The sequence below is a fragment of the Actinomadura sp. BRA 177 genome (genome assembly GCF_013372625.1).
Classification (GTDB): domain Bacteria; phylum Actinomycetota; class Actinomycetes; order Streptosporangiales; family Streptosporangiaceae; genus Spirillospora.
Map to the genome: position 1 here is coordinate 1 of NZ_JABXFD010000245.1, position 22,375 is coordinate 22,375.

Sequence of the window (22,375 nt, forward strand, 5' to 3'; positions counted from 1 at the left end):
TCGCCAACGACGACCTCGACCGTTACTGGGCCTACCACCTGCGCCGAGAGCACGAACGCACCCATGACCAGCATGAATACGCACTCACCGCCTGACCGGCACGCTCACTGAAAACGAGCTACACCCATCACGGCTTCACCCCGTGAATGGACACGCCAGATCGCCCAGCCGAACATCCGAAAAGTGCGGTCATGGACCTTCAGGACGCCGGCTGCCGGGCACGGTTCCTGATCCGGGACCGGGACGGCAAGTTCCCGACCTGTTGGCCGCGATCCTGGCCGGTACCGGCGTCCAGACGGTGCTGACCGGGGGTGCGGATGCCGAGGATGAACGCAGTGATGGAGCGATGGGTGCAGACATGCCGCCGTGAGTTCCTGAACCGCACGTTGATGTGGAACCAGCGGCACCTGCTCCACGCCCTCCGCCAGTTCGAGACCTTCTACAACGAGCATTGCCCGCATCAGGGCATCGCCAACGCCCGCCCGTTGAAGCCGCTGCCTTCACCGATCAACGAAACAGACCAGATCGCCCACCTGAGCATCCGAAGAAGGTCAACGTCTGTGCGGAATCCTCAATGAGTACGAGCATGCCGCTTGACCTGCGCGGACGAAATTTTCGGTAGGGACAGTGCTCGGCTCGCCGAGATGGTCGGGCTGTAAGCCTGGCTCCTCGGGTGGTGGGGTTCCGGTCGGCGCGAGACTCCCGGAATGTTCTCATGTCCCCTTGCGGAAGCGTGCGGTCGCGGCGCGGCCGGGATCCGTGCGGTCCAGGTTCAGCCGGGCGTACAAGTCGGGCAGGAAGACGTCCACGATCGACTCCGCCGTCGTGGCGACGGACGCGATGGCGCTGCGGCCGAGCAGCATCGCCGCCAGGGCGGTTCCGGCGGCGATGATCAGCGCGGGCCACCACCACAGGCCCACGACCGCGTAGAGGAATCCCCAGGCGCCCGTCGCGGTCGCCCGGTGCCAGGCCGCGGAGGCGGCCCGGTACTCGGCCTGCGCGGGGTCCGGGAGGAGTAGCCAGAGACGGGGCCAGGCCGAGAAGAGGTCCAGTCCGTACTGCTGCCCGACCCTGGTCTCCACGGCGGCGATGCGGTCACCCGCCTGCGTCGGCCGGCACGGCGGCGCCAGCGAGATCCGGTTGCGTTCGAGTGAGTAGCGGGCGTAGCCGTCCTCGTTCCCGACGCGCCGGGCCTCGGCCGCCTCGGTGTTCAGCGCCGACCACGCCCTTCTGCGCCGCGCTGTCAGCCGAGACGCGAGGCGGTCCGGCCAGTGGACCCCGAGCCAAAGCGACCCGAGCCGGTCGCCAAGGAGAGCGGCGCCGGCGTGCGCCGCGAAGACCGCGGACAGCGCCACCGCGACGGCGGTGACCGCCGCTAGGAAGCCCTTCGCCTGCACGCGTGCGTGCGCGTCTCCGATGATCTCCAGGACGTGCTCGGCGTCGAGCGCCCGGGCGTGCCCGGCGATGACGCCAAAAGCGGCGACGGCCAGCCACACGCAGGCAGGCCACAGCGCCGGAAGTGCCGCAGCCGAAGGCCGGTCCAGGCCGGGTTCCTGGAGCACGCGGGGTTACTCCGATCGCAGCGGCATGGGCGCGGAGCGCAGTGCGCACCGGGGGACGGGGCCGCTCGGCATGCGCGGTTCCCTTCGGGGGCAGTGGCCGCCGTCGCATCCGTGGAACTCACCGGACAGCGGCCGTCCCTGCCCCAGGCCAGGGACGTCGATCCGCAGGATGTCGCTCCCGCCGAGCTTGCGAACGAAATGGGCGAAACCGTCTTCGCGGTCCTCGCCGAGCTGAGCCGAGGTGACCAGCGCGTCGAGCTCCCCGGCCAGCCCCGCCTCGGCCGCGAGCCGGCGCAGTGTCGGGCGGTACTCGCAGAGCTGCGCGATCCAGATGCGGCTGGGCTCGCTGACGGCGGGGTCGTGCGCCGCGGGCGCCGTCCGCGCCGGGACCGCCGCCGGGGTGCGCGGCAGGCTCTCCCGCAGGGCGTGCCCGGCCAGGCGCAGGAACCAGCGTCGCGCGACGGCGTTCGTCGACCGGCGTCCGATGAAGACCAGCGCGTTGCCCGCGAGGGACAGGCGGGTCTGGTCGTCCCACGCGTCGGGCAGTGCGCGTTTCAGGAGCCAGTCGTGTCCGGCCGCGCGGATCTCGGTCAGGAAGACCCGGATCCATCCGGGCAGCTGGCCCGCACCGCGTCCGCTGTCCCCATCGACCAGGACGCGAATGAGGGCGGTGCGCTGGACGGGGGAGAGGCCGGTCAGCGTCCGCGCGATGACGTACAGCATGAGGTGGGTGGCGTCCCGGGCGAGCGGCGCCCGGGCGGAGTACTTGGCCAGGTCCACGAGCCAGTAGCCGTCAGGGGCTGGCGACGGCTCCAGGCGCAGCAGGATGTTCTCGGTGTGCAGATCCCCGTGTGTCTTGCCGCACAGGGCGTTGACCACGGAGTCCGCGCCGACGGGCTTGTCCGCGGCAGGATCCTCGGCCAGCAGGGCGAGCGGGTTCGGCAGCGACGCCTCGTCTTCGTCGAAGTAGAGGTAAGCGTCGACGGCCGTCGCCATGAGGTCGCGCAGCCTCCCGGGCCGGTGGAGCCGAGGGCCGACGTGCTGCCGGACGTACTCGGCCGCGGTCATGGGAGCCTGACGGGGAATGACCGCCCAGTCGCGCAAGGTCGAGTGGACGACCGTCCGGCATGCCCGCGCGAACGCCTCGGTGTCGGCGTCGGTGGCGTCGGTGCCGGTCGCGGCGTCGAGTAGCCGGGTCAGCACCCCGTAGGTGCGCATGCTGCCGCCGGCGACCTCCTGGAAGACGATCCAGCGGCCGTCCCCGACGGCGATCGGCTGGTGAACGGCGGTGGCCAGGTGCTCGCGGGCGAAGTCGGGCGAATCGGCCCGGGCCTTCTTTTGCTGGGTGTACTCCGGGCACTCGAAATCCCCCTCTTCGTCGATCTTGAGAACGAGTTGCCGGGCGCCCTCGAACTCGTTCTCCTCGTCCACGACGGCGACGACGGCCCCGGACTTTCCGTTGTTCATCCAGCGGTCCAGCCGGAAGGCCGATCCCTCCATCCTGGCCCAGCCCGACAACGCCGCCTTCGCGGCGCGGTCGAGCCCGGAGGCGAGCGCATCGTCCAGGAAACCGTGCGACACAGAGACCTCCCCCGTCACCCTCCCGGCCCGGAACCGGAGCTGCCATTGTCCCATCGCCGAGAACGGATCTGCGCACGATCGGAACATTTCGATTCCGGCCGGTGGGGACGAAACGGTCGGGTAATGTTCCGCGAGCACGAACCGGCGAGCGGCCGGTGAATCGGCATCGCGGTGGGCGATCGTGACAATGGACGACTTCGACGAAGTGGAACGGCTCACCGTGTCCGCCTACACCGATGCGGACCCGAGTCTCGCCGACGAGTTGCGCGTCCGGGTACGCGCCCGTCCGGCACCGGTCTCGGCCCGCGGGTGCTCCGTGCTGGGCAACGCGCTCATGGTCGTCTACCGGCTGCTCCACGACCCGGCGGCCCTATCGGAGGCCCTGCCGCTCCTGCGGCGGGCCCACCGGCTCGAACCGTCGGCTTCCCGCGCGGCCAACCTCTCCGCCGCGTTGCAGGAGCTCGCCGACTTCCCTGGCAACCGGGCCCGCTCGTCGCGCGGCTCGCTGCGTGCCGAGGCACGCGCTCTGCTCGTCGAGGCGCTGGCAGAGGTGACCCCGGACGATCCGCGCTGGTCCGGCCGGTCCCTCTCGCTGCTCTCCCTGATGATCGACGAGGCCGCTCACACTGACACCACCGACATCGGCGACTGCATCGACCTCGGTGAACGCGTCCTGGAGGCCGCGCGCGCCCACGGCGGGGAGACGGCGGAGGCGGCGAATCTGCTGGGGTCGGCCTACCGCGTCGCCGCGGACCAGGGCCACCCGCGCGGTGACCTCGACCGGGCCGTGGCGCTGCTGTACGACGCGCTTGAAGGCACGCCGGAGGGCCATCCCGACCGGCCGATCCGGGCCTCGAACCTCGGTACCGCCCTGATGGAGCGGTTCGACGCCACGGGACGCGATGTCATTGACCTGTCGGAGGCCGTCACACTGACCCGCCAGGCGCATAACGCCCTTCCGCCCACATACCCGGGTCGTTTCCAGGCGGCCAACAATCTGCTCAACGCGCTGCTGCTGCGGTGGGCGTACACCGGCGGAGAGGCCGACGCAGCCGAGGCGTTCCGGCTCGGCGACGAGGCGCGCCGCGACGTCGCGGAGGGGGATGAGCTGTATCCCGTCGTGATGTCCAACGCCGGCCTGGCGGCGCGCGCCCATTTCATCGCGACCGGACGGGACGAGTACCTCGGCGCCGCCGTCGAGTGGCACATGGCCGCGGTCCGCGACTCGAGCCCCGACGACCCGGGACGGGCCGGGCGGTTCGCCGGCCTCGCACTCGTCCTCGGCGACCTGTACCACCACACCGGGGACCCCGACGTCCTCACCGCGGCCCTGCGAACGGGGAGGGCGGCGATCCCCGACGCGCACGCCCCCGCCTACGAGGCCGCCGGGCTGCTGTCCAATCTGGCGAACCTCCACCATGACGGCTATCTGCGCAGCGGGCGGCTCGCCGACCTGGAGGAGGCCGCGCGCCTGCACAGGGCGGGCCTGCGCACGCTGCCGGACGCGCACCCGCTGGCCGCCTCGCTGCTCAACAACGCCGGAATCACGCTGACCGACCGGTACGAGCGGTTCGGCGACGCCGCCGACCTCCTCCAGGCGCTGGAGGCCTTCGACCGGTCGGTCGGCGCCTCGCGTCCCCGATCACCGGACCTGCCCGCGCGTAAGATCAACTTCGCCTCGGCGTGCCACCGGCTGTTCGAGATTTCCACCGACGGAGAACCGCTCGACCTCGCGCTCCGCCTCGCGAAGGAGGCGCGCGAGGAGGCGCGGGACGAGCGGACGCGGGCGGTCGCCGAGGGCACGTACGCGGACGTTCTGATCACCCGCCTGCTGCGGCTGAACGATCGCGAGGCCGCGGCGGCGCTGGCCGCACTGCCACCGCTCGCCGCATCGGGACCGCCCTCGGCCCGCCCCGGCCGACTGCTGCGCGAGGGCACCGTCCGGCGGATCCTCGGCGCACCCGGCTCGGAGGAGCGGCTGCTCCAGGCCTGCGAGGAGGGGCTGGAGCACCGGCCGGCGGTCACGCTGACCGCGGCGAGGCAACTGGCCATGCACGCGCTGGAAGCATCCGCCGAGGGCGACCGCACCGCGAGCGCCCAAACCGCGGGTGAGCTGGCCGAGACGGCTCTCGCGCACGGCTCGGCCGCGCTCGATCTGCTGGCCGAGCAGCCGACCGTGCGGCAGGAACTGGCCTGGCGACAGGAGGCGCGGGGACTGGCCGCCGCCGTGGCGCAGACCCGCCTCCTCGCGGGCGACGCGGCCGGAGCGCTGCGCGCCCACGAGACCGGCCACGGAGTGATTCTCGGGCGGCGCCTCGCCATGCCGGCGCCGCAGGGCACCGCGACGCAGGACACCGGTGCCGACGCAGACCCGGGGGCGACCGTCGTCGCGCTGTGGTCGACGCCGCACGGCGGCGGAGCCGCGGTCGCCAGGCCGGGCGAGTCTCCGGTCCCGCTTCTCCTGCCGGAGTTCACCGACGACCTGGTGACCTCCTGGACGTACAAGCTCAGGGCTGCGGCGCCGTTGGGCGGTGCGGCGCTGGCGTCCGTCCTGGAGGGCCTGCTGCCCCAGCTCGCCGCGCTGGTGACCGAACCGGTCAGCCGGCTCCTGGGCGAAGGGGAGCCGGTCGTGATCTCGGCGGCGGGACTCGCGGCCCTGCTTCCCTATGCGGCGGGGAACACCTGCGATGGGCTGCGGTTTGTCCAGCGGCATCCGGTGCGGTGCGCGACCACCCGGCAGGTGGCCCGCTGGGCGGAGGCGACCGCGGCGCGGCGTCGCCCCGACCGCGCCCGTGCGTGGTCGTTCGCGGCCCCGCTGCCGTCGAGCCGTCCCGAACTGCTGGCCGCGGCCGAGGAGGGGGAGCGGTTCGCCGATGCCCCGCGCCGGCTCGTCGGTGAGGCAGCGACGGTGGAGGCCGCGGCCGCCGCTCTGCCCGAGGCGACCCTGCTGCACTTCGCCTGCCACGCCGGGCTGGGGACGACCGATCCGCTGGCGAACCATCTGCTCCTCGCCGGGGACGCGCCGTGGTACGGCGACGCGATCGCCGATGCCCGGACGGAGTCGGTGCGGCTGGTCGTCCTGTCCGCCTGCGGCACCGCCGACGTCGGACACGAGCACGCGCTGGAGGGGCTCGGCCTCGCCGGCGCCTTCCACCTGGCCGGCGTGCCCGGGGTCGTCGCGTCCCTGTGGCCCACCGGAGACCGCGTCGGAGCCGAGCTGATGACACGACTCGCCGGTGAGCTGGATGACGGCCGGGAACCGGTGGACGCGCTGCGCGCCGCCATGCTCGCCGAGGCGGACGGAAGCTCGGTGGCGGCGTGGGCGCCGTACGTGCTGCTGGGCGCCTGACCGGCTGCGGACATGCGCCCGCGTCTCGGGCCGGAGCGTGCCGCGACCTCCTTACATTGGTCAGGTGTTAGAGGGAACGACGGGGCGGTTCTTCCTCACCAAGAACGACTTCGCGGCGGAACTGGCGCGCTTGAAACGCCGCGCCGGGCTCTCCGTCCGCGAACTGTCCGACGCGACCAGCATTCCCTCGGCGACCCTCGGCGGGTACCTCGCGGGCCGGCATCTCCCGCCGCTCAGATCGCCCAACCTCGACGCGTTCCTGGACGTGTGCGGAGCGTCCCGGGAGGAGCGGGACGCATTGACCGCGAGCCTGAACTTCCTGCGCCGGGGGAGTCTCCAGCCCGTCGGCGGCACGGGCACGGCCGAACCCGACCCGGGCCCCGTCCTGTCCCTTCGCCCGCCGCTCGGACGGCTGGCTGTGGGCCCGCGGATCCGCGGGCGCGAGGCTCTGCTGGCGTCGCTGGGCCGGCGGCTCGGGCAGCGGCTGGCCGGGGGCGGCGGGGTCCCGGTCCACGTCCTGTACGGGCTCGGCGGCTCGGGCAAGACCACGGTCGCGCTTCGTGTCGCGGCCGCGTTCGACCGCGGCCGGCGCGTCTGGTGGGTCAACGGGACCGACCCGGCGGCGCTCGGCCGGGGCATGGCCGAGATCGCCTACGAACTCGGTGGCAGCCGCCGCCTGCGCACCGGGCCCGACCAGGTGTGGCGGCTGCTGGAGGCGGCGCGCGGACCGTGGCTGCTCATCATCGACGGCGTCGAGGACCCGCAGGCGGTGCTGTGCCCGGACGGCGGCGCGATCACCGACGGCGTCGGCTGGCTGCGCCCGGTGACGCGGGCGGCCGGCGCCGTCCTAGTGACCACGAGCGACGGCAGCGCCGCGTCGTGGGCCGGCCCGGCGCCCTGGCTGCGGATGCGCCGGGTCGGGCCGCTCGGACGAGGCGACGGCGCGCTCGTCCTGACCGAACTCGGGGGACGCGCCGCGGGCTCCCGGGCCGCCGCGGAGGCGCTCTCCGAGCGGCTGGGCGGGCTGCCGCTGGCCCTGCGTCTGATCGGACGCCTCATCGCCCAGGCCCGCGCGTTGCCCGAGGCCTTCAGCGTCCCGTGCCGTACCTTCGACGCGTGCGGCGCCGAGTTCGACGTCGGCCGGCACGAGGACGTCTTCGCCGAGGCACGGGCCGCGGCGCCGGACGGCCGCCGAACCCCGGGGAAGATCGCCCGCTGGGCCTGGGAGCGCTCCGTGGACCTCCTTTCCGCCCACGGCGACCCCGAGACGTGCGCGCTCCTGTTCACCCTGACGTGCTTCACCTCCGCTCCGATCCCGCACGCCGTGCTGCGCTCCGATCTGCTGTCGGCCTCGCCGCTCTTCCCCGCCATGACCGAGCACCGCGTGTGGCGGGCGCTGACCACGCTGGCCGACTTCGGGCTGATCGAGCGGTTCGAAGAGCCGCACTTGCTCATCACTCTGCACCCGCTGGTGATCGACGCCTGCCGGCGCGACTCCCGGTTCCTGGACCGGCTCGATGACCACGTTCTGCTGGCCGCCGGCCTGCTCGCCGCCGCCGCGGCCGCGCAGGGCGCCCCCGGATCGGGCGACCCGCGCGACCCGGCGTCCTGGCCCACCTGGGCCCTCATCGTCGACCACTGCCTCGGGCCCGTGGAGGCCGCCGCCGGGCATCCCGTGCTGGCCAAGGTTCTGCACCCCGCCCGCAGGGCCGTCGAGTACCTGCGGGCATCCGGGGACCTGGCGCGCGCCGAGGTGACGGCCCGCACCGCCGTCTGCCTCGCCCTGACCGCGCTCGGCGACGACCACCCGGGCGTCCTCGGCCTCGCCCATGAGCACCACCGCATCCAGTACGGACTCGGCCGGCTCGCCGAGGCCGCCGAGGGATTCGACGCCGTGATCGAGATGCGCGGCCGCGTCCTCGGCCCGCGTCACCCGGACACGCTGATGAGCCGGCACTACCGAGCGAGGGTCGCCCGCGATATGGGCGACGGGGAACGCGCCGAGGAGGTGTTCGCCCAGGTGCTGGCCCTACGCGAGCAGGTGCTCGGCGAGGGCCACCGCGACACCCTGACGAGCCGGAACAACCTCGCCACCGTCCTCGCCGAGCGCGGCCGGCTGGACGAGGCTGAGGAGATGCTGCGCGACGTCCTGCACCGCAGGGAGCGCGCGCTCGGTGCGGAGCATCCCGCAACGCTTGTCACACTCCAGCACCTCGCCCGCCTCCGCCTGGACCGGGGCGAGGAGGCCGCGGCCGTCGCCGAGATCGACCGGCTGGCGGTGCTGACCCGGCGGGTGCTCGGCGCGGAGCACCCGCGCACACTCGCGGCCCGGCACCTGCACGCCGTCGCACTCCGGGCCGCAGGCCGGCCGCAGGAGGCGGACGATCTGCTGCGTGACGTCCTCGACGTGCGCAGCCGGGTGCTCGGCGACGACCACCCCGCCACGGGTGCGACCCGCAAAGAGTTGCGGCGGACGCCCGGCCGATGAGGCATGTACGGACCTTGTACGGGATCGCGGCATAGGACGCGTGAGATCCGCGCGTCTTGCTTTCCTGAGGAGCCGGACCAGCGCCGTACAGCCCCTGATATCGGAAACGGGTGCGATCATGCCGATCCCCTCGCGGAGGGTCCCCCTGGGAACCAGACTGCCCTGGTTCTCGGTCACCGACCTGCAAGAGCGTCCACTCGACACCAGCACGCTCCAGGTGGGCCGCCCTACCCTGGTGGCGTTCCTGTGCAACCACTCGCCCTACGTGCAGCACATCGAAAGGCATCTGGGCCCCGTGGTCAGCCAGTTGCACACGTCGGCCGCCGTGACGGTCGTGGGGATATCGCCCAATGACGTCACCGCCTATCCCACCGACGACCTGGCGATGATGCGCGCCCAGGCGAAGCGGGCCGGATTCGCCTTCCCGTACTGCCTCGACGCGACCCAGCAGGCGGCGAAGGCGTTCGGTGCAACGTGCACACCGGAGTTCTTCCTCTATGACATCGACTGGCGGCTGGTCTACCACGGCCAGTACGACGGAAGCAGGCCGGGGAACGACCTTCCGGTCACGGGTGACGACCTGCTGAGCGCGATCGCCGCGACCTGTGAGGACGACGTCGTCTCGGCCGAGCAGCGCGGGAGCTTCGGGTGCAGCGTCAAATGGCGTCCGGGCAACGAGCCCAGCTATGTGTTCGCCCTCTCCTGATCTGAGCGGCCCGGGAATGAGCCGCCGTGGACAGACCTCTGGGAAAGGCGGGGCGTGGAAAAGCACATTGACGTTCTCAGCTACCTGATGACCGCGATCGTCTTCTCCGCGGGATTCGTCACCACCCGCGCCCACTCGGCCTACCAGGCGATGCAGAGCGAGGTGCGGGCACAGTCGTGGCGAGTGCGGAGCGCGCTGCAGCAGGGCGCCCCCATCGGGCCGGCCGACCTGGCCGAGACGATCGCGGTGCTGCGACGCTCCGACGACCGGGTGCTCGACCTCTCCCGCTTGATCAACGCCGGTCTGTTCCTCGCGAGCGGGGTGATCTTCTGGTCCGGGCTGACCCTGCTCGAGCGGAGGGTGCCGAGCCCGCACAACTCGCTGCTGATGATCCTGGTGGTCTTCCTGGGCGTCGCCAGCGTGGTGGTCATCTCCGAGTTGGACCTGCGCAAGGTCGCACGCGGCCGGCGCGCGATGGCGACCGAGAGCCTCGCCGGCTGGTTCAGCGAACTCGCCGACGCGCTGGTCGGCGGACGCATGAACCAGTTCCTGGCACGCCTCGACGGACTCGCGCAGATCTTCCCCGACTGGACGCTGCTCGGCGAACTCCGCGCCTACAACGACCTGGAGGCCGGGCACCCGGAGATAGGCCTCCGCCGGATCGAGGGCATCCTCCGGTCCGGTGGTCATCTCTATCTCACGCCCGTGATCGGGACGGCTTGCGCGATCGCGGCGGGCGACCGGCCCGCCGCGCTCCACCTTCTGGAACGTCTTGCCGACCGGCGCGAAACCGGACGGGAACGAGCGTCCATGCACCAAGGGCTCGCCATCGCCTGGGCGCACCTCGACGCCCTCACCGACGGCCCGGTGGCGGGCGTAACACGTGCGTCGGCGACGGTTGCGCCCTCCGGCTGGAAAATGGCCAGGGCCAGAACCGGAATCCGCGCCAAGGCCCAGGCGGCCGGCAGGGCCGACAAGCCGAGGGACCCGGCGCGCGCTCTCGACATCAGGGCGTCCGATCTCCCGCAGACGGCCGCCCTGCTCGATATCGCGAATCGCTGGCATCGCTCCGAGGACCTGGCGAGCCTGCTGGCCTTGGCTTCGGGTCAGCCGATCGAGTTCGCCCTGCGCCTGGCCTTCACTCCGGGCGAGGTGTCTCCGGACGCCGTCCGCGGCCGACTTCGACTGCACGACAGTGCTTCCCTGGAGACCCTAGGCATCATCTGCCTCGCGCAGGGACGGAGGCGGGACGCCCTGAGATTCCTGGAGCGCTCGATCAGGATCATGCCGGGCAACCACCGCACCCACTGGGCGATGGCGCTGGTGTGCCAGCGGCTCGGCTGGCACACCGCGGCCGACTCCTCGCTGCAGAAGATGGACACGCTGCTCGGCCAGACCCCGCTGCTCCGCGTGACCAGGATGGCCTTCTCCGCGCCCGATCGGCTCCCTCAGCCCGGCCAGCTCCGGGAGTACTTCGCCGAGGGGATCGATACCCTCACCCGCCTGCAGCTGGCCTTGCTGGGGATCGAGCCGCCCGGTCCCGTCGACGGCGGGGGCGTCAAGAACCTGTTCCTGAACCGACTGATCGCCGACGCCCTTCGGACCGCCCGCCCGTCCGACCACTCCGAAGAGGCACTTCATTGACCACGCAGTTGCCCGGCAAGCTCGCGTCGCTGCTGCGCGAGCCCGAATTCGACGTGGCCGTGGTCTGCGGCTTGGGGGGCGCTGGCCCTGCCCTGGTCCGGACGCTCGCGGCCGCGTGCACCCCGGAGTGGCGCCCTGCGGACCCTGATCGGTCCGGCAACGCGGTCTTCGACACTTACACCTGGCCCGGTGGAGTGTTGATCGACATGGTCGGCCGGGCAGGCCACGGTCCTCGCCCGGACAGCGTCCCGCACCTCCCTGACCACGGCCGCCGGATCGTCCTGGTACGCGATCTGCGAACCGGGCAGTGCATCGGGACCCGGGAGCTGGTCGATCTCACCGCGGACGGAACCGATGCCCGCATCTTCAAGGAGCTGCTGACCGAGGAATGCGGCCTAGGCACCGCGGTGGTGGAGGCCGTGGCCGAGCGCTGGGGCAATGCGACCGCATTGATCCCCGACCTGGCGGCCGCACTCGAACGCGAGCGCGCCTGGAATACCGAGCCCGACGTCGTCGCCCTGTGCGCGGAGCTCCCGCTGGTGGTGGATTTCATGCACGACCTCCAGGAACTGGGCACCGGGCCGTTCGACCTCGGTCGCGTGCTCTGCATGTTCGATCCGCCAGTCATGGAGCTCGACGAGGTCTGGTCCACCCTGGCGAGCGAACTGTCTCCCCGGGGCTATACCGTTTCGGACCTGAGCAGGTTCCTGCTGCTCGCGCCCGGCCTGGTCGATCTCACGCGGTCGGGCTCCAGAACCCTGGTCAGCCCGGCTTCACCACTGGCCGCGACACTGCTGCAGAGCTTCGTGCCTCCGAGCGCCGCCGAGCATTTGCGCCTGTACCGCGCTTTGCGCGACCTGAGCACCCGACGGGTCGAGGACGGCCTGGAGCTCCAGCCGGGTCTGCGGCGGCAGATCCCGCGGCAGGCGCGGCGCGGCCAGGCCCTGCACGACCTGACCGAGGACATGCCGGCGCTCCTGTGCTGCGACCCGAAGTCGCTGATCACCGAACTGGAAGGCGGCCCCGCTCACCTGAGCGGCCCTGGAGCGCGGGCGGTGCTGCTCAGCGCCCACCGGCTCTTCGAGGCCGTCGAGCCCGCCGGCTATCTGGAGCTGGCGGGAAACCGGATGGGACCGGAGACCTTCGGCAGGCGCCCGCCCCCTGATCTGGTCCGGCGTCCCTGGCGGACTGAATGGGCCAAGAGCCAGATGGTCCACACCCATCGCGTCCTCATGGATCGGACCTCGCCGATCCTCGCCGTGTGCACGGCGGACGACGCGGCGGGCCGTACGGCGGACGGCGCGATCGGCCGACTGGAGGACACCTTCGGCGGATGCAGCGACGGCAGCCTGTGGAACTTCGACCCGATGGGCCGGCCGCGGCTGCTGTGGCGAGACCCGTTGAGAATGGCGGAGATCCGGGCGGTCGCTGCGGCCCGGGTAGGCGAGCGGACGCTCGTCGCCGCGGGAACCAGTGACCACGCCGTCATGGTCGTCGACAGGGCGAGCGGCGGCTTGGTGTGGCGCGACGAGGACGCCCATTCCGATCCGCTCAGTGTCCTGGCCATCGGCGGGCCCGCGGACTCGCCCGTCCTGTTCAGCGCCGGCGTGGGCGGCCAGATCTGGGCTCACTCCCTGGACGGGGCGACCGCGGACGGATCACCGCTGTACAGCCACGGCAGTGAGATCCGCGGTCTAGCGGTGGCCGAGACCCAGATCGGCGAACTGCTCGTCTTCGGGGCGGTCGACGGCACGGTGGGAGTCGTCGAGGCGGACGGCGGACGGCTGCTGGCGGTCATCTCCGAGTTCACCGAGGTCCTCAACGCCGTCGACCTCCTCGTCGACGGCGCAACGCTGACGATCTTCGGCGGGACGAGTTCGGGGCGGGTCGTCCGGCTGGGCTGGCGGACGGCCGGCACCGCCGGTGCCACCCTCACGAAGACCCCGGAGGGGGCACCGGCCCCGCTGCGCGTGCTGCCGGACCTGACGAGCCACGGCGCGGCGGTGAACGGGGTCAGGGTCGTTCCCGGGAAGGCCCGGGAGCAGGTAGCGCTGATCAGCTGCTCGAGTGACCACACCTGGCGGTGGACCCTCACCGGTAAGACCCGCTCGGTCGCCGTTTCCGGCCACACCGGGCCGATCTGGAGCGCCACCGCGGCCGCGTACGCCGACCGCCGCTACGTGGTGTCGAGCGGCGGCGACGGAGCCACCTGCCTGTGGCTGGTCGACCAGGTTCTGAACGAGGAGATCGAACTCAAGCAGCATTCCTGGCACGTCGGCGGCGTCTCGAGCATCGTCGCCGCGCGCGACGCGGGGGACCGCGTCGCGGTCGTGACCGGCGGCCGGGACGGCCACGTGCGCGCCTGGCGCGCGGACCTGGTCGGGGACGGAGCGAATCTGACCGCGCACGCGGGTGAGATCTCGGCGCTCGGCTGCGCCTTCGACGACGACCGGCTGCGGATCGTCTCGGGCTCGCTCGACGGGCCGCTCCGCCTCACCGAGGTCGTCGCGGGAAGCGCGCCCTCGTCCGTGATCCTCGGTATCGCGCATGAGGGGGTGACCGCGTTGTCGCTGGGCCAGCCGGACGCGAGGTGGATCCTGGTCTCGGGTGGGCTCGACGGGACGCTCACCGTCTGGGACCTGGATACCCGGCTGCCCCTGGCCACCGTCAGCGCGTGCCGCTACGGGGCGGTGTCGAGCCTGGCGTTCAGCGCCGACCGCTCCAGCAGCGGATTCATCGTCGGAGGCCAGGACGGCACCCTGGCCCTCTGGGACGCCGACTCGCTGGAGGAGAACCGTCGGTCGAACGTCAAGGCCTCGGTCCTCGGCATATGCGCGATCCCGGGTACCCGCCTCGGCTGGGTCGCCGGCCTGTCGGACGGCAAGGTCGCGGTCATCCGGGACCTCGGCAGCCACGCCGAGCAGATCTCCTACATTCCCGCTCACTCCGGCGAGGTCCGCACGGTGGTCTGCTTCGCCCTCGGCGGCCGGGTGATCGTCGGGTCCGCGGGAGTCGACCGGTCGCTGCGCGTCTTCGATCTGGAGACCCACACCCTGCTGCTGGAGATCTCCCTCGACGGCTATGCGACCTGCGCCGCCCAGGCCGCCCCGTTCCTGGCGGTGGGCAGCAGCGCGGGAGCAGCCCTGTTCGAGTTGTCGCCCAACCTCGTCAATCTTCGGCACACCCAGTCCGGCGCGTCATGAGGGGAGAAGTGATGGAACCGACGTACGTGGGCGGCTTGGTGGAACTCGCGGATGCCTACGACGCCTTCGTCATCGACCAGTGGGGAGTGATCCACGACGGGACACGGCTGTACCCGGGCGCCATTCGCGTATTCCGGCTTCTGCGCGAGATCGGCAAGCCCGTCGTCATCTTGACCAACTCGCGCAAACGGACCGACATCAACATCACGCGGCTGTCCTGCCTGGGCCTCACCCGCGACCTGTACGACGGTTTGATCAGTTCTGCCGAGTTGCTGCGGAACCTGCTGGTGGCACGCTCAGCGTCGCCCTGGAAGGCGCTCGGCGACCGGGTGTTCGTCGTCGGTCTGCCCGATGACCTCGCGCTGCTCGACGGCACCCGCTACCGTCCGGTGCCGAATGTCGAAAGCTGCGACTTCGTGCTGCTGCTCAGCACCGCGAACGGGGCGACGGCCGGCGCCCATGACGGCTGGCTCAGGAAGGCCGCGGCCCGCTGCCTCCCCCTCGTGACCTCCAGTGCCGAACTGCTGACGGTCAACGAAGTGGGGGTCTTCACCGGGTTGGCCGGCCTGGTCCGCCGGTACCGGCGGTACGGCGGGACCGTCATCACCGTCGGCAAACCGCATTCGGAGGTCTATCGGGAATGCGACATGCTCCTGGCCGGGCTGGACAACACCCGGATCCTGGCCATCGGCGACCAATTCGAGTCCGATGTGGTCGGCGCGAAACAGCACGGCTACCACGCGGCGATGGTTCTCACCGGCGCTGCGTCCGTCACCTTTCAGGGCGTCGCCGACCGCCGGTCGATCGCCGCGGCGATCGCCGGCCTCGGTGAGCCGGGGGTCTCCTGCGACTTCGTGCTCCCCTCGCTCCAATGGAGCCCCGCCCCGGGCAGCCGGTGAAAGGACCCCGCGAATGAGCATGGTGATTCTCGTCCTCAATTGCGACCGATCGACCGGGACCGGTTTCATCAGGGCGCTGCGGCGGGCGCAAGGCGGTGGATGGGGCACCGACGTCACGATCCTGGGCACGGCCGCGCACCCGCTGCGAACGGCCCTGTCGGACGCGGACCGGACGTTCCTGATCGATTCCAACAGACCGGATCGCGTCGTGGCGGAGATCTCCCGCCGGACGGGCCGGGACATCGACTTGGTATACGAGACCAGGAGCGCCGAGGCGATGCTTCGCCTGTCCCGGGCACGTCACCGTGTCCCCACCTTTCTCGCGCCGCACAAGATCCTGGCCGTCTTCGAGGACAAGTACCGGACGTTCCTCCATCTGAGCGCTCACGGCCTGCCCGTACCGCGGACCTTCCTGATCTCAAGGCCCGGCGACGTGCACCGGGCCTTCACCCGCCTCTCTGGCCGGTCCGCATGGGTCCGCCAGACGCACGGCCAAGGCGGACGGGGGGCCTTCGCCTCCGACTCCCCGGCGGAGGTCGTGGCGGCCCTGGAGCGCCACTGCGGCTGGAACCGCTACACCATCTCCGAGCGGCTCCCCACCGACCGTGCACACCCGTGGGCCGACCGGTTGTCGTCGCGCCTGCTGCCCGGCGAGATGATCACGTGGGGCGCGCTCTACGCGCACGGGAAACTGATCGCCGGCCAGACGCGCAAGCGGCTGTACTGGGAGCACGCCGACCTGACCAGGTCCGGGGTGACGGGATACACCGGCGCGGCGATGACGCTCACCCGGCCCGACGTCCACGCGCTGTCGGAGAAGATCGTCCGGTCCTTCGACTGGGCTCCGCACGGTCCGCTGGGAATCGACTACCTGGTCGACGAGGCGAGTGAGTTGAAAGTGACCGAAATCCAGGCGAGCCGGTTCTTCACCTCCACTTACCCGCTCGCGCTGTCCGGTCTCAATCTTCCCCGCCTGTTCGTGGACGCGGCGCGGGGCGTGACGGACACCGTGGACTCGGTGGATCCCTGCCCCGAGGGGCTCCTCTATGTACAGCGGTTTGGTTCACCCGGACGGATCGTGCACAGAGACGACGTCCTGGCCGCAATCGAGGCCGGGCAATTCTCGATGCGAAGTGAGGATGACAGCCATGTCTGACGTCATGGACCGGCACGAGCGATCCCACTATGTCGAACAGGCCAAAAAGGACTGCCTGGACCGGCTCGGAACGGAAATCGTCCTGGCGAGGATGCTGCACAGCGGACGGCAGAACACGATCGTCCACGTGCGGGACACCGGCGGCGTCGATTCCTGTGTGCGGTACCGGACCGCCAAGGAGTTCTGGTACGAGGACACCGTCAAAGAGCCTTTTATCGAGTCGCTCGGCATCGTCGACATCCCGCGTGTCCGATGCGCCGCCGACGACGTCCGCCCGCAGTTGCTCATCTGCGAGTTCGTGGCCGGTGACCTGCTGCATGACCTGGCGGTCGACGAGGGGCTCGCGCGGCGGGTCGGCCGGGTCATGGCCGCGGTCCACGTTCCGGCGCACGGCGCCGCCACCTATGCCGACTTTGCCGCGGGCATGGCGTCCGAGCGGTCATGGCGCGCGGAGTTCACCGGATCACTCCGCGATACGGCGCTGCGCTGCGGCTATCCGGCCGCCGGCATCGACGCACTGATCGCGGTGAGCGATTCGGCCATTGCGGCGGCGGAGGCCCGCGGCCTGGTGCTGGTGCACAATGATCTGCACTTCAAGAACATCATCAGGCGGCCTAACGGAACGCTCTGCCTCCTGGACTGGGACTCGGCCGCGATCGCTCCCGCCGAGAAGGACTTTGTCAAACTGCTCGACTGGTCTCATCACAACGGCGAGGCGGTGGAGCACATCATCGACGCCTATCAGGAATCCGCCGGCCGTCCGCTGGACTGCAACCTGATCGAACTCTTCAGGATCTACGCGATCCTGCGGCAGATCCTTTTCCAATCCCTGTCGGTGGCCGGCGGCGTCCAGACGAGCGTGCTGTCCCAGGGCGGGTTCTTCCCTGAGACGGCGGTGCAACGAGCCAAGCTCGAAGACCCGCTGCGGCGCCTGGGACTGCGACCCTGGGCAGTGGCGCAATGAGCGGGGCACCGGCGGGCAGGCCGAGCGCTCTCGCGGTGTCGGCGCCACGGGCCGGCGGTGACTTCGTCGACTGCTCGCGCAACGAGTTCCTCTTCCCTCACCCAGTGCTGGCGGCGGGCCTCAGTCCGCGCCTGCGGGCCGACCAGATCTGCGGCTACCGGACCGAGTCCGCGCTCCTGGGAGGGCTCGCCGGCCACCTGGGTCTGGATCCGGATCTCCTGCGCCTGTACAACGGAGCAGAGCACGCGCTGCACGATGCGTTCGCCGGTGTGGCGCGGATGCCGGACGCGACGCTCCTGATGCCCACCCCGAGTTGGGAGTACTACGGGGTGCTCGCAGCACAGGCCGGCGTGCGCACCAGGACCTACCGGTATCGCGTCATGGGGAACGAATACGCGCTGGACCTGGACGCCCTGATGGGCGACATCGTGCGTACGCCCCGTCCGGTCGTCCTGCTCGCCTCGCCGTCCAATCCGCTGGGCAGCGAGGTGGCGAACCCGGTCCACCGGCAGATCGCCGAGGAGCTCGCGCGCAGGGGCGGTTACCTGATCACCGACCAGACCTATGACGGGTATTCCGCCGGCCGGCCCCGGCCGCTGGCCACCAGGCTCGGTGACCTGCCGAACTGCCTGGTCGTCCGCTCGCTGTCGAAGTACTACGGCATTCCGGCGCTGCGCGTCGGCTTCACCGCCGCCGACCCGGCCGTGCACCGCGCCTTCCGCATGCACGGACGCTATCTGGGCTTCAACGCATTCGCCGAGTCCTTCGCGTTGGAGTGCCTCGGCCTCCACCCGGCGTTCGCCGACACGGCCGCCGAGATCGTCGAGCTGCGCGAGACGCTCTCCCGGCGCCTCGCGGCGTTCGACGGGCTCACGGTCTACGCATCCGAGGCGAATTTCATCCTGGTCCGGGTCCGCGAAAGGGGATACGCACAGTGGCTCCTGCAGCGGGGGATCATGGTGCGGGCCTTCCCCTCAGGGCCGCTGGACGACTGCGTCCGGATCACCATCCCGCCCGAGCCGGTGGTGGCGCGGATCCTGGAGGCGACCGAGGAGTTCTTCGCCACCGGGCCTGGATCGGGGGGACAGTGACCGCGCGCTGGACCCGTTCAGCCGATGTGGTAGTCGTCGGTCTCGGCATGTCGGCGGGACCGGTCCTGGACGCGGTCCTGAACGGCGGGCACGGCACGGTGGAGGTCATCGACCGGGGCGAGCTTGGCCCTCGGTGGCCCGACCACCACCTCGGCGAACACCTGGCCGGAAAATCCGGCCTGAGCGTCCCCGCCGACGAGGACTGGGTCGAGATGCGCGGTGGCTCTGGGCAGGTGACGCGAATCAGCAAGTGGTGGGCGGCGCGCTGGGCGGGTGGCGGCGCCTGGCTCTGGTATGGGCAGCTGTCTCGTTTCCGTGAAAGTGATCTGGCCATGCCGGGCAGGCTGACCGGGGTACCCGGACACCAAGCCAGGGAATGGCCCATTTGCTTCACGGAGCTGACCGAGCACTACCGCGCGGTGGAGAGCGTGCTGCTTCCTTACGGCCATCCCTACGGGATGAGCGACGATCTGTACTCCCGTGTGGAATGCGCTGCCTATGCCAGGCGACCGCGCGCCAGCGCCTTCGAACAACAGGTCATCGACCGGCTCGCCGCCGACGGTTTGCGTCCCTACGTGGGCCAGACCGCGCTCGGGGGGCGAGCGTGGGACAAGCGGCCTACTTCACCCACCGCGGCCGCTCCCGACGACGACGGCCTCCGGCCGCCTCTGCGCACAAGGCGGACCTGGTCGGCCTGCGTCCAGCAGCGGTAGACGGTGCCGGGGGCCTCGCGTCCGGCGCGGCCGGCGCGCTGCTCTGCGGTGGCGCGGGACGCGCGGACGGTGGTGAGCGACCCGAGGCCGCGGGCGTGGTCAGTGCGGGGTTCGCGGGCGAGGCCGGAGTCGACGACCGCGCGGACGCCGGGCACGGTCAGGCTCGACTCGGCGACCGACGTGGCGAGGACGACCCGGCGGTGCGGGGAGGGCGCGAGCACCTCGTCCTGCACGGCGCGGGGCGCTTGGCCGTGGATCTGCAGGACGTCGGCGTGCAGGTCGCCGAGGAGGCCGGCGACGCGGGCGATCTCGCCGACGCCCGGCAGGAAGCAGAGGACGTCGCCGTCGCGTTCGGCCACGGCGCGGCGGACGGTCGCGGCGACGTGCGCGAGGAACGCCGGGTCGACGCGCAGGCCGTGCGGCGGCGGGACGGGACGGTCCGGCGGCGCCCAGATCGTCTCGACCGGGTGCAGCGCCGCCTCGGTCTCCACGACGGGCGCGTCGCCGAGGAGGCGCGCCCAGGGGCCGGTGTCGGCGGTGGCGGACGCGGCGACCAGGCGCAGGTCGGGGCGGAGCGCGGCGCGGACGTCCAGCAGGAACGCCAGCGCGGTGTCGGCGTCCAGGTGCCGCTCGTGGCATTCGTCCAGGATCACCGTGCCGACGTCGGCCAGTTCGGGGTCGGATTGCAGCCGCTGCAGGACGACTCCGGTGGTGACGACGTCCACGCGGGTGCCGGGACGGTTCTCTCCCCGGACGGTGACGCCGATCCGGCCGCCGACGCGTTCGTCGAGGAGCCACGCCATCCGGCGGGCGGCGGCGCGGGCGGCGAGCCGGCGGGGCTCCAGGACGAGGATCTTCCCGGCGGCGGGCCGGCCGCCGAGGGCGAGCCCGGCGAGGGCGAGCGGGACGAGGGTGGTCTTGCCGGTGCCCGGCGGCGCCGCCAGCACCGCCGCGCCGGCACCGTCCAGGGCCGCGCGCAGCGCGGGGACGGCATGGCGGACGGGCAGGTTCTCGGCGGCGCTGAGGTGCATCGCCCCAGTCTGCCGCGCCGTCCCGCCGCATCGAAATCCATTGCAATGAAAAAGGCTCTGTTTGTTGCGATGGAAGTTGCATCGAGTCTTTCATGCATTCACCCGGGAACTTTCCTGATTCTTCCCCCGAACCGGCGCCGCCAACCATGGTGAAAGAGCAGGTGAGCAATGATTCCATGCCCAGAAGTGACTTGGAAGTTTGATTTAAGTCACCCTTGAAACTGTAGCGGCAATCCCTTGCCTGTCCCCATAATGATGGCGTCATCGCAGGTGCTGGGAGGTTCGGCATGTTCGGCAGCTCCATCTACCTCAGGGACAGGGCCGCGTTCACCGGCGGCTCGCCTCAGGCGGTGTACGAGGAGCTATGGCAGCGTGGCCGAAAAGGGAGATTGCGGACCCGCGCTTTTATCGCCACGGCGACGCTCATACTGTGCGGGCTGCTCGTCAACGCCGTTTTCGGAATCATGATGGGCGTTGCGGTGGCGGCCGCCGACGTTTTCGTCCATTGGCGCGTCTACCACTCGTCGCGGGTCTGGCGGCTCGGGCTGCGCGGCGAGGACCGCACGAGCCGGGTGCTGCGCCACACGCTGGAGCGGCGCGGGCACCGGGTGCTGCACGCGCGGACGGTCCCCGGCCACGGCTCCGCCGACGAGATCGTGATCGGGCCGGGCGGGGTGTGGCTGGTCCACAACGAGGCGTGGCATCCCGACGCGGAGATCTCCCACCACGGCGGCAAGCTGTTCATCGACGGCCGCACGCAGTCCAAGCTGGTGGGGGCGCTGACCGCGCGGGCCGAGGCCGCGGCGCTGGAGATCTCCCGCGTCGCCGAGGTGCCGGTGCGGGTCACGCCGGTGCTGGCCGTGCACGGCGGGCAACTCGTCCGGACGCCGTTCGCCGCGGACGGCATCGTCTTCGCGCCGCCGCTCAAGCTCGTCCGCTGGATGCGCCGCAACCCGACCGCCGACCTGTCGCCGGACGAGGTGGAGGCCGTCACGCGGGCCGCCGTGCACGCCCTCCCGATCGGCGGCCGGTCACTGTCCGCGGCGGCATGACCATGAGACACCTGTGGCCGGAGGGCTCACTCGCCGCCGCTCACAGGGCGCCCACCGCCCGCGAGGGTCCCGCCGGCCGCGCGGGCGGTGCGGCGCAGCCACAGCAGCCCCACGACCGGCAGCACCAGCGGGATGAAGCCGTAGCCCCGCCCGTACATGGACCAGACGGTCTCGTCGGGGAACGCCGCGGAGTCGGCGACGCTGAGCGTGCCCACGATCAGCACCCCCGCCAGCTCGATGGAACAGGCCGCGACGGCGACCCGGAACGACGTCCGGCCGCCGCGGGCCAGCGCGACCGTCGCCAGGACGTAGACGGCCGCGGCGAACGCCGACAGGACGTAGGCCAGCGGCGCCTCGGAGTACTTGGTGGCGATCTGCACCGCCGCCCGCGCACCGGCCGCGAGCGCGAAGATCGCATAGACGGCGACCAGCAGCCGTCCCGGACCCGTCGCGGTGCTGGGGCGGGTCCCGCCGCCCGTGCGGGCGACGCCGCCAGCGCGGGCGTCGTCGCCCGCGCGGGCCTCGGCCCCGACGTTCTCGGACGGGACGCTCTCGGGCTCAGACACCGGTGCCGCTCCACAACTGGTTCATCCGGACGACCATGACGGCGACGGCCACCCCCGCGATGACGATCACGCCGGACCCCCACCGGGTGCGCTCCAGCAGCCCCCAGCCGGCGCCCGCGGCCGGGACGAGCAGCGAGCCGAGCAGGTAGCCGGCGAAGGTCGCGGTCGAGTCCGGCCCCCCGCCGCCCGACAGCTTGACGAACCCGACGACGACCTGCGCGACCAGCAGCGCCTCCAGGACGCCGAGCGCGATCAGCTGCCCGAGGTCCATCGCCCGGTTGCGCAGCGTCGCCACCAGCGCGTAGGCGGCGGTCAGCAGCGCCGCCACGATGATCACGGTGCCCAGCACGTCCGTCACGGCACCGAGAGT

At 71.5% G+C, this 22,375-nt stretch carries 17 protein-coding genes; 11 read left to right on the plus strand and 6 right to left on the minus strand.

Annotated elements, in window-relative coordinates:
- Positions 1-326: 326 nt before the first annotated feature.
- Complete coding sequence (locus HUX53_RS09890; RefSeq protein WP_255205098.1) at positions 327-578, plus strand: transposase; 252 nt, start codon at positions 327-329, stop codon at positions 576-578.
- Between the two features lie 135 nt (positions 579-713).
- On the opposite strand, the gene HUX53_RS09895 is transcribed toward HUX53_RS09890, so the two are convergent.
- Together HUX53_RS09895 and HUX53_RS09900 are read right to left on the minus strand one after the other, a co-directional pair.
- Entirely contained in the window at positions 714-1,562 is an 849-nt protein-coding gene (locus tag HUX53_RS09895; protein WP_176402859.1) for a hypothetical protein, read from the minus strand.
- A gap of 6 nt (positions 1,563-1,568) precedes the next feature.
- On the minus strand, positions 1,569-3,143 hold the full coding sequence (locus HUX53_RS09900) for a hypothetical protein (RefSeq protein ID WP_176402860.1): 1,575 nt from the start codon (positions 3,141-3,143) through the stop codon (positions 1,569-1,571).
- Between the two features lie 187 nt (positions 3,144-3,330).
- On the opposite strand from HUX53_RS09900, the gene HUX53_RS09905 reads away from it, so the two are divergent.
- From HUX53_RS09905 to HUX53_RS09945, 9 genes are all read left to right on the plus strand, one after another.
- Positions 3,331-6,492 (plus strand): CHAT domain-containing protein, encoded by a 3,162-nt coding sequence (locus tag HUX53_RS09905; RefSeq protein WP_255205103.1) that lies wholly within the window; start codon positions 3,331-3,333, stop codon positions 6,490-6,492.
- A 64-nt stretch (positions 6,493-6,556) separates the two neighbouring features.
- Positions 6,557-8,980 (plus strand): tetratricopeptide repeat protein, encoded by a 2,424-nt coding sequence (locus HUX53_RS09910; protein ID WP_176402862.1) that lies wholly within the window; start codon positions 6,557-6,559, stop codon positions 8,978-8,980.
- Positions 8,981-9,098: 118 nt separating this feature from the next.
- Positions 9,099-9,686 carry a thioredoxin family protein gene (locus HUX53_RS09915; protein WP_176402863.1) on the plus strand — a complete coding sequence of 196 codons (588 nt, stop codon included), beginning with the start codon at positions 9,099-9,101 and terminating at the stop codon, positions 9,684-9,686.
- A gap of 54 nt (positions 9,687-9,740) precedes the next feature.
- Entirely contained in the window at positions 9,741-11,330 is a 1,590-nt protein-coding gene (locus HUX53_RS09920; RefSeq protein WP_176402864.1) for a hypothetical protein, read from the plus strand.
- On the plus strand, positions 11,327-14,533 hold the full coding sequence (locus HUX53_RS09925) for a WD40 repeat domain-containing protein (RefSeq protein WP_176402865.1): 3,207 nt from the start codon (positions 11,327-11,329) through the stop codon (positions 14,531-14,533). Before HUX53_RS09920 ends, HUX53_RS09925 begins: the two co-directional genes overlap by 4 nt.
- A gap of 11 nt (positions 14,534-14,544) precedes the next feature.
- Positions 14,545-15,432, plus strand: a complete 888-nt coding sequence (locus HUX53_RS09930) for a TIGR01459 family HAD-type hydrolase (RefSeq protein ID WP_176402866.1) — start codon at positions 14,545-14,547, stop codon at positions 15,430-15,432.
- A 13-nt stretch (positions 15,433-15,445) separates the two neighbouring features.
- The gene (locus HUX53_RS09935) at positions 15,446-16,588 is read left to right on the plus strand and encodes a hypothetical protein (protein ID WP_176402867.1); all 1,143 of its coding nucleotides are present in this window, start codon (positions 15,446-15,448) and stop codon (positions 16,586-16,588) included.
- On the plus strand, positions 16,581-17,552 hold the full coding sequence (locus HUX53_RS09940) for a phosphotransferase (protein ID WP_176402868.1): 972 nt from the start codon (positions 16,581-16,583) through the stop codon (positions 17,550-17,552). The genes HUX53_RS09935 and HUX53_RS09940 overlap by 8 nt, the downstream gene beginning before the upstream one ends.
- On the plus strand, positions 17,549-18,643 hold the full coding sequence (locus tag HUX53_RS09945) for an aminotransferase class I/II-fold pyridoxal phosphate-dependent enzyme (protein ID WP_176402869.1): 1,095 nt from the start codon (positions 17,549-17,551) through the stop codon (positions 18,641-18,643). The genes HUX53_RS09940 and HUX53_RS09945 overlap by 4 nt, the downstream gene beginning before the upstream one ends.
- A gap of 17 nt (positions 18,644-18,660) precedes the next feature.
- Here HUX53_RS09945 and HUX53_RS09950 read toward each other — a convergent pair whose 3' ends face one another.
- Positions 18,661-18,804 carry a hypothetical protein gene (locus HUX53_RS09950; RefSeq protein WP_176402870.1) on the minus strand — a complete coding sequence of 48 codons (144 nt, stop codon included), beginning with the start codon at positions 18,802-18,804 and terminating at the stop codon, positions 18,661-18,663.
- 410 nt (positions 18,805-19,214) lie between these two features.
- Positions 19,215-20,387, minus strand: a complete 1,173-nt coding sequence (locus HUX53_RS09955) for a helicase-related protein (RefSeq protein WP_255205100.1) — start codon at positions 20,385-20,387, stop codon at positions 19,215-19,217.
- Between the two features lie 287 nt (positions 20,388-20,674).
- On the opposite strand from HUX53_RS09955, the gene HUX53_RS09960 reads away from it, so the two are divergent.
- Positions 20,675-21,439 (plus strand): nuclease-related domain-containing protein, encoded by a 765-nt coding sequence (locus tag HUX53_RS09960; RefSeq protein ID WP_255205101.1) that lies wholly within the window; start codon positions 20,675-20,677, stop codon positions 21,437-21,439.
- A 26-nt stretch (positions 21,440-21,465) separates the two neighbouring features.
- Here the strand turns inward: HUX53_RS09960 and HUX53_RS09965 are convergent, their stop codons facing one another.
- Together HUX53_RS09965 and HUX53_RS09970 are read right to left on the minus strand one after the other, a co-directional pair.
- On the minus strand, positions 21,466-21,873 hold the full coding sequence (locus tag HUX53_RS09965) for a hypothetical protein (protein ID WP_176402884.1): 408 nt from the start codon (positions 21,871-21,873) through the stop codon (positions 21,466-21,468).
- 124 nt (positions 21,874-21,997) lie between these two features.
- The gene (locus HUX53_RS09970; protein WP_176402871.1) at positions 21,998-22,363 is read right to left on the minus strand and encodes a hypothetical protein; all 366 of its coding nucleotides are present in this window, start codon (positions 22,361-22,363) and stop codon (positions 21,998-22,000) included.
- Between the last annotated feature and the right edge of the window lie 12 nt (positions 22,364-22,375).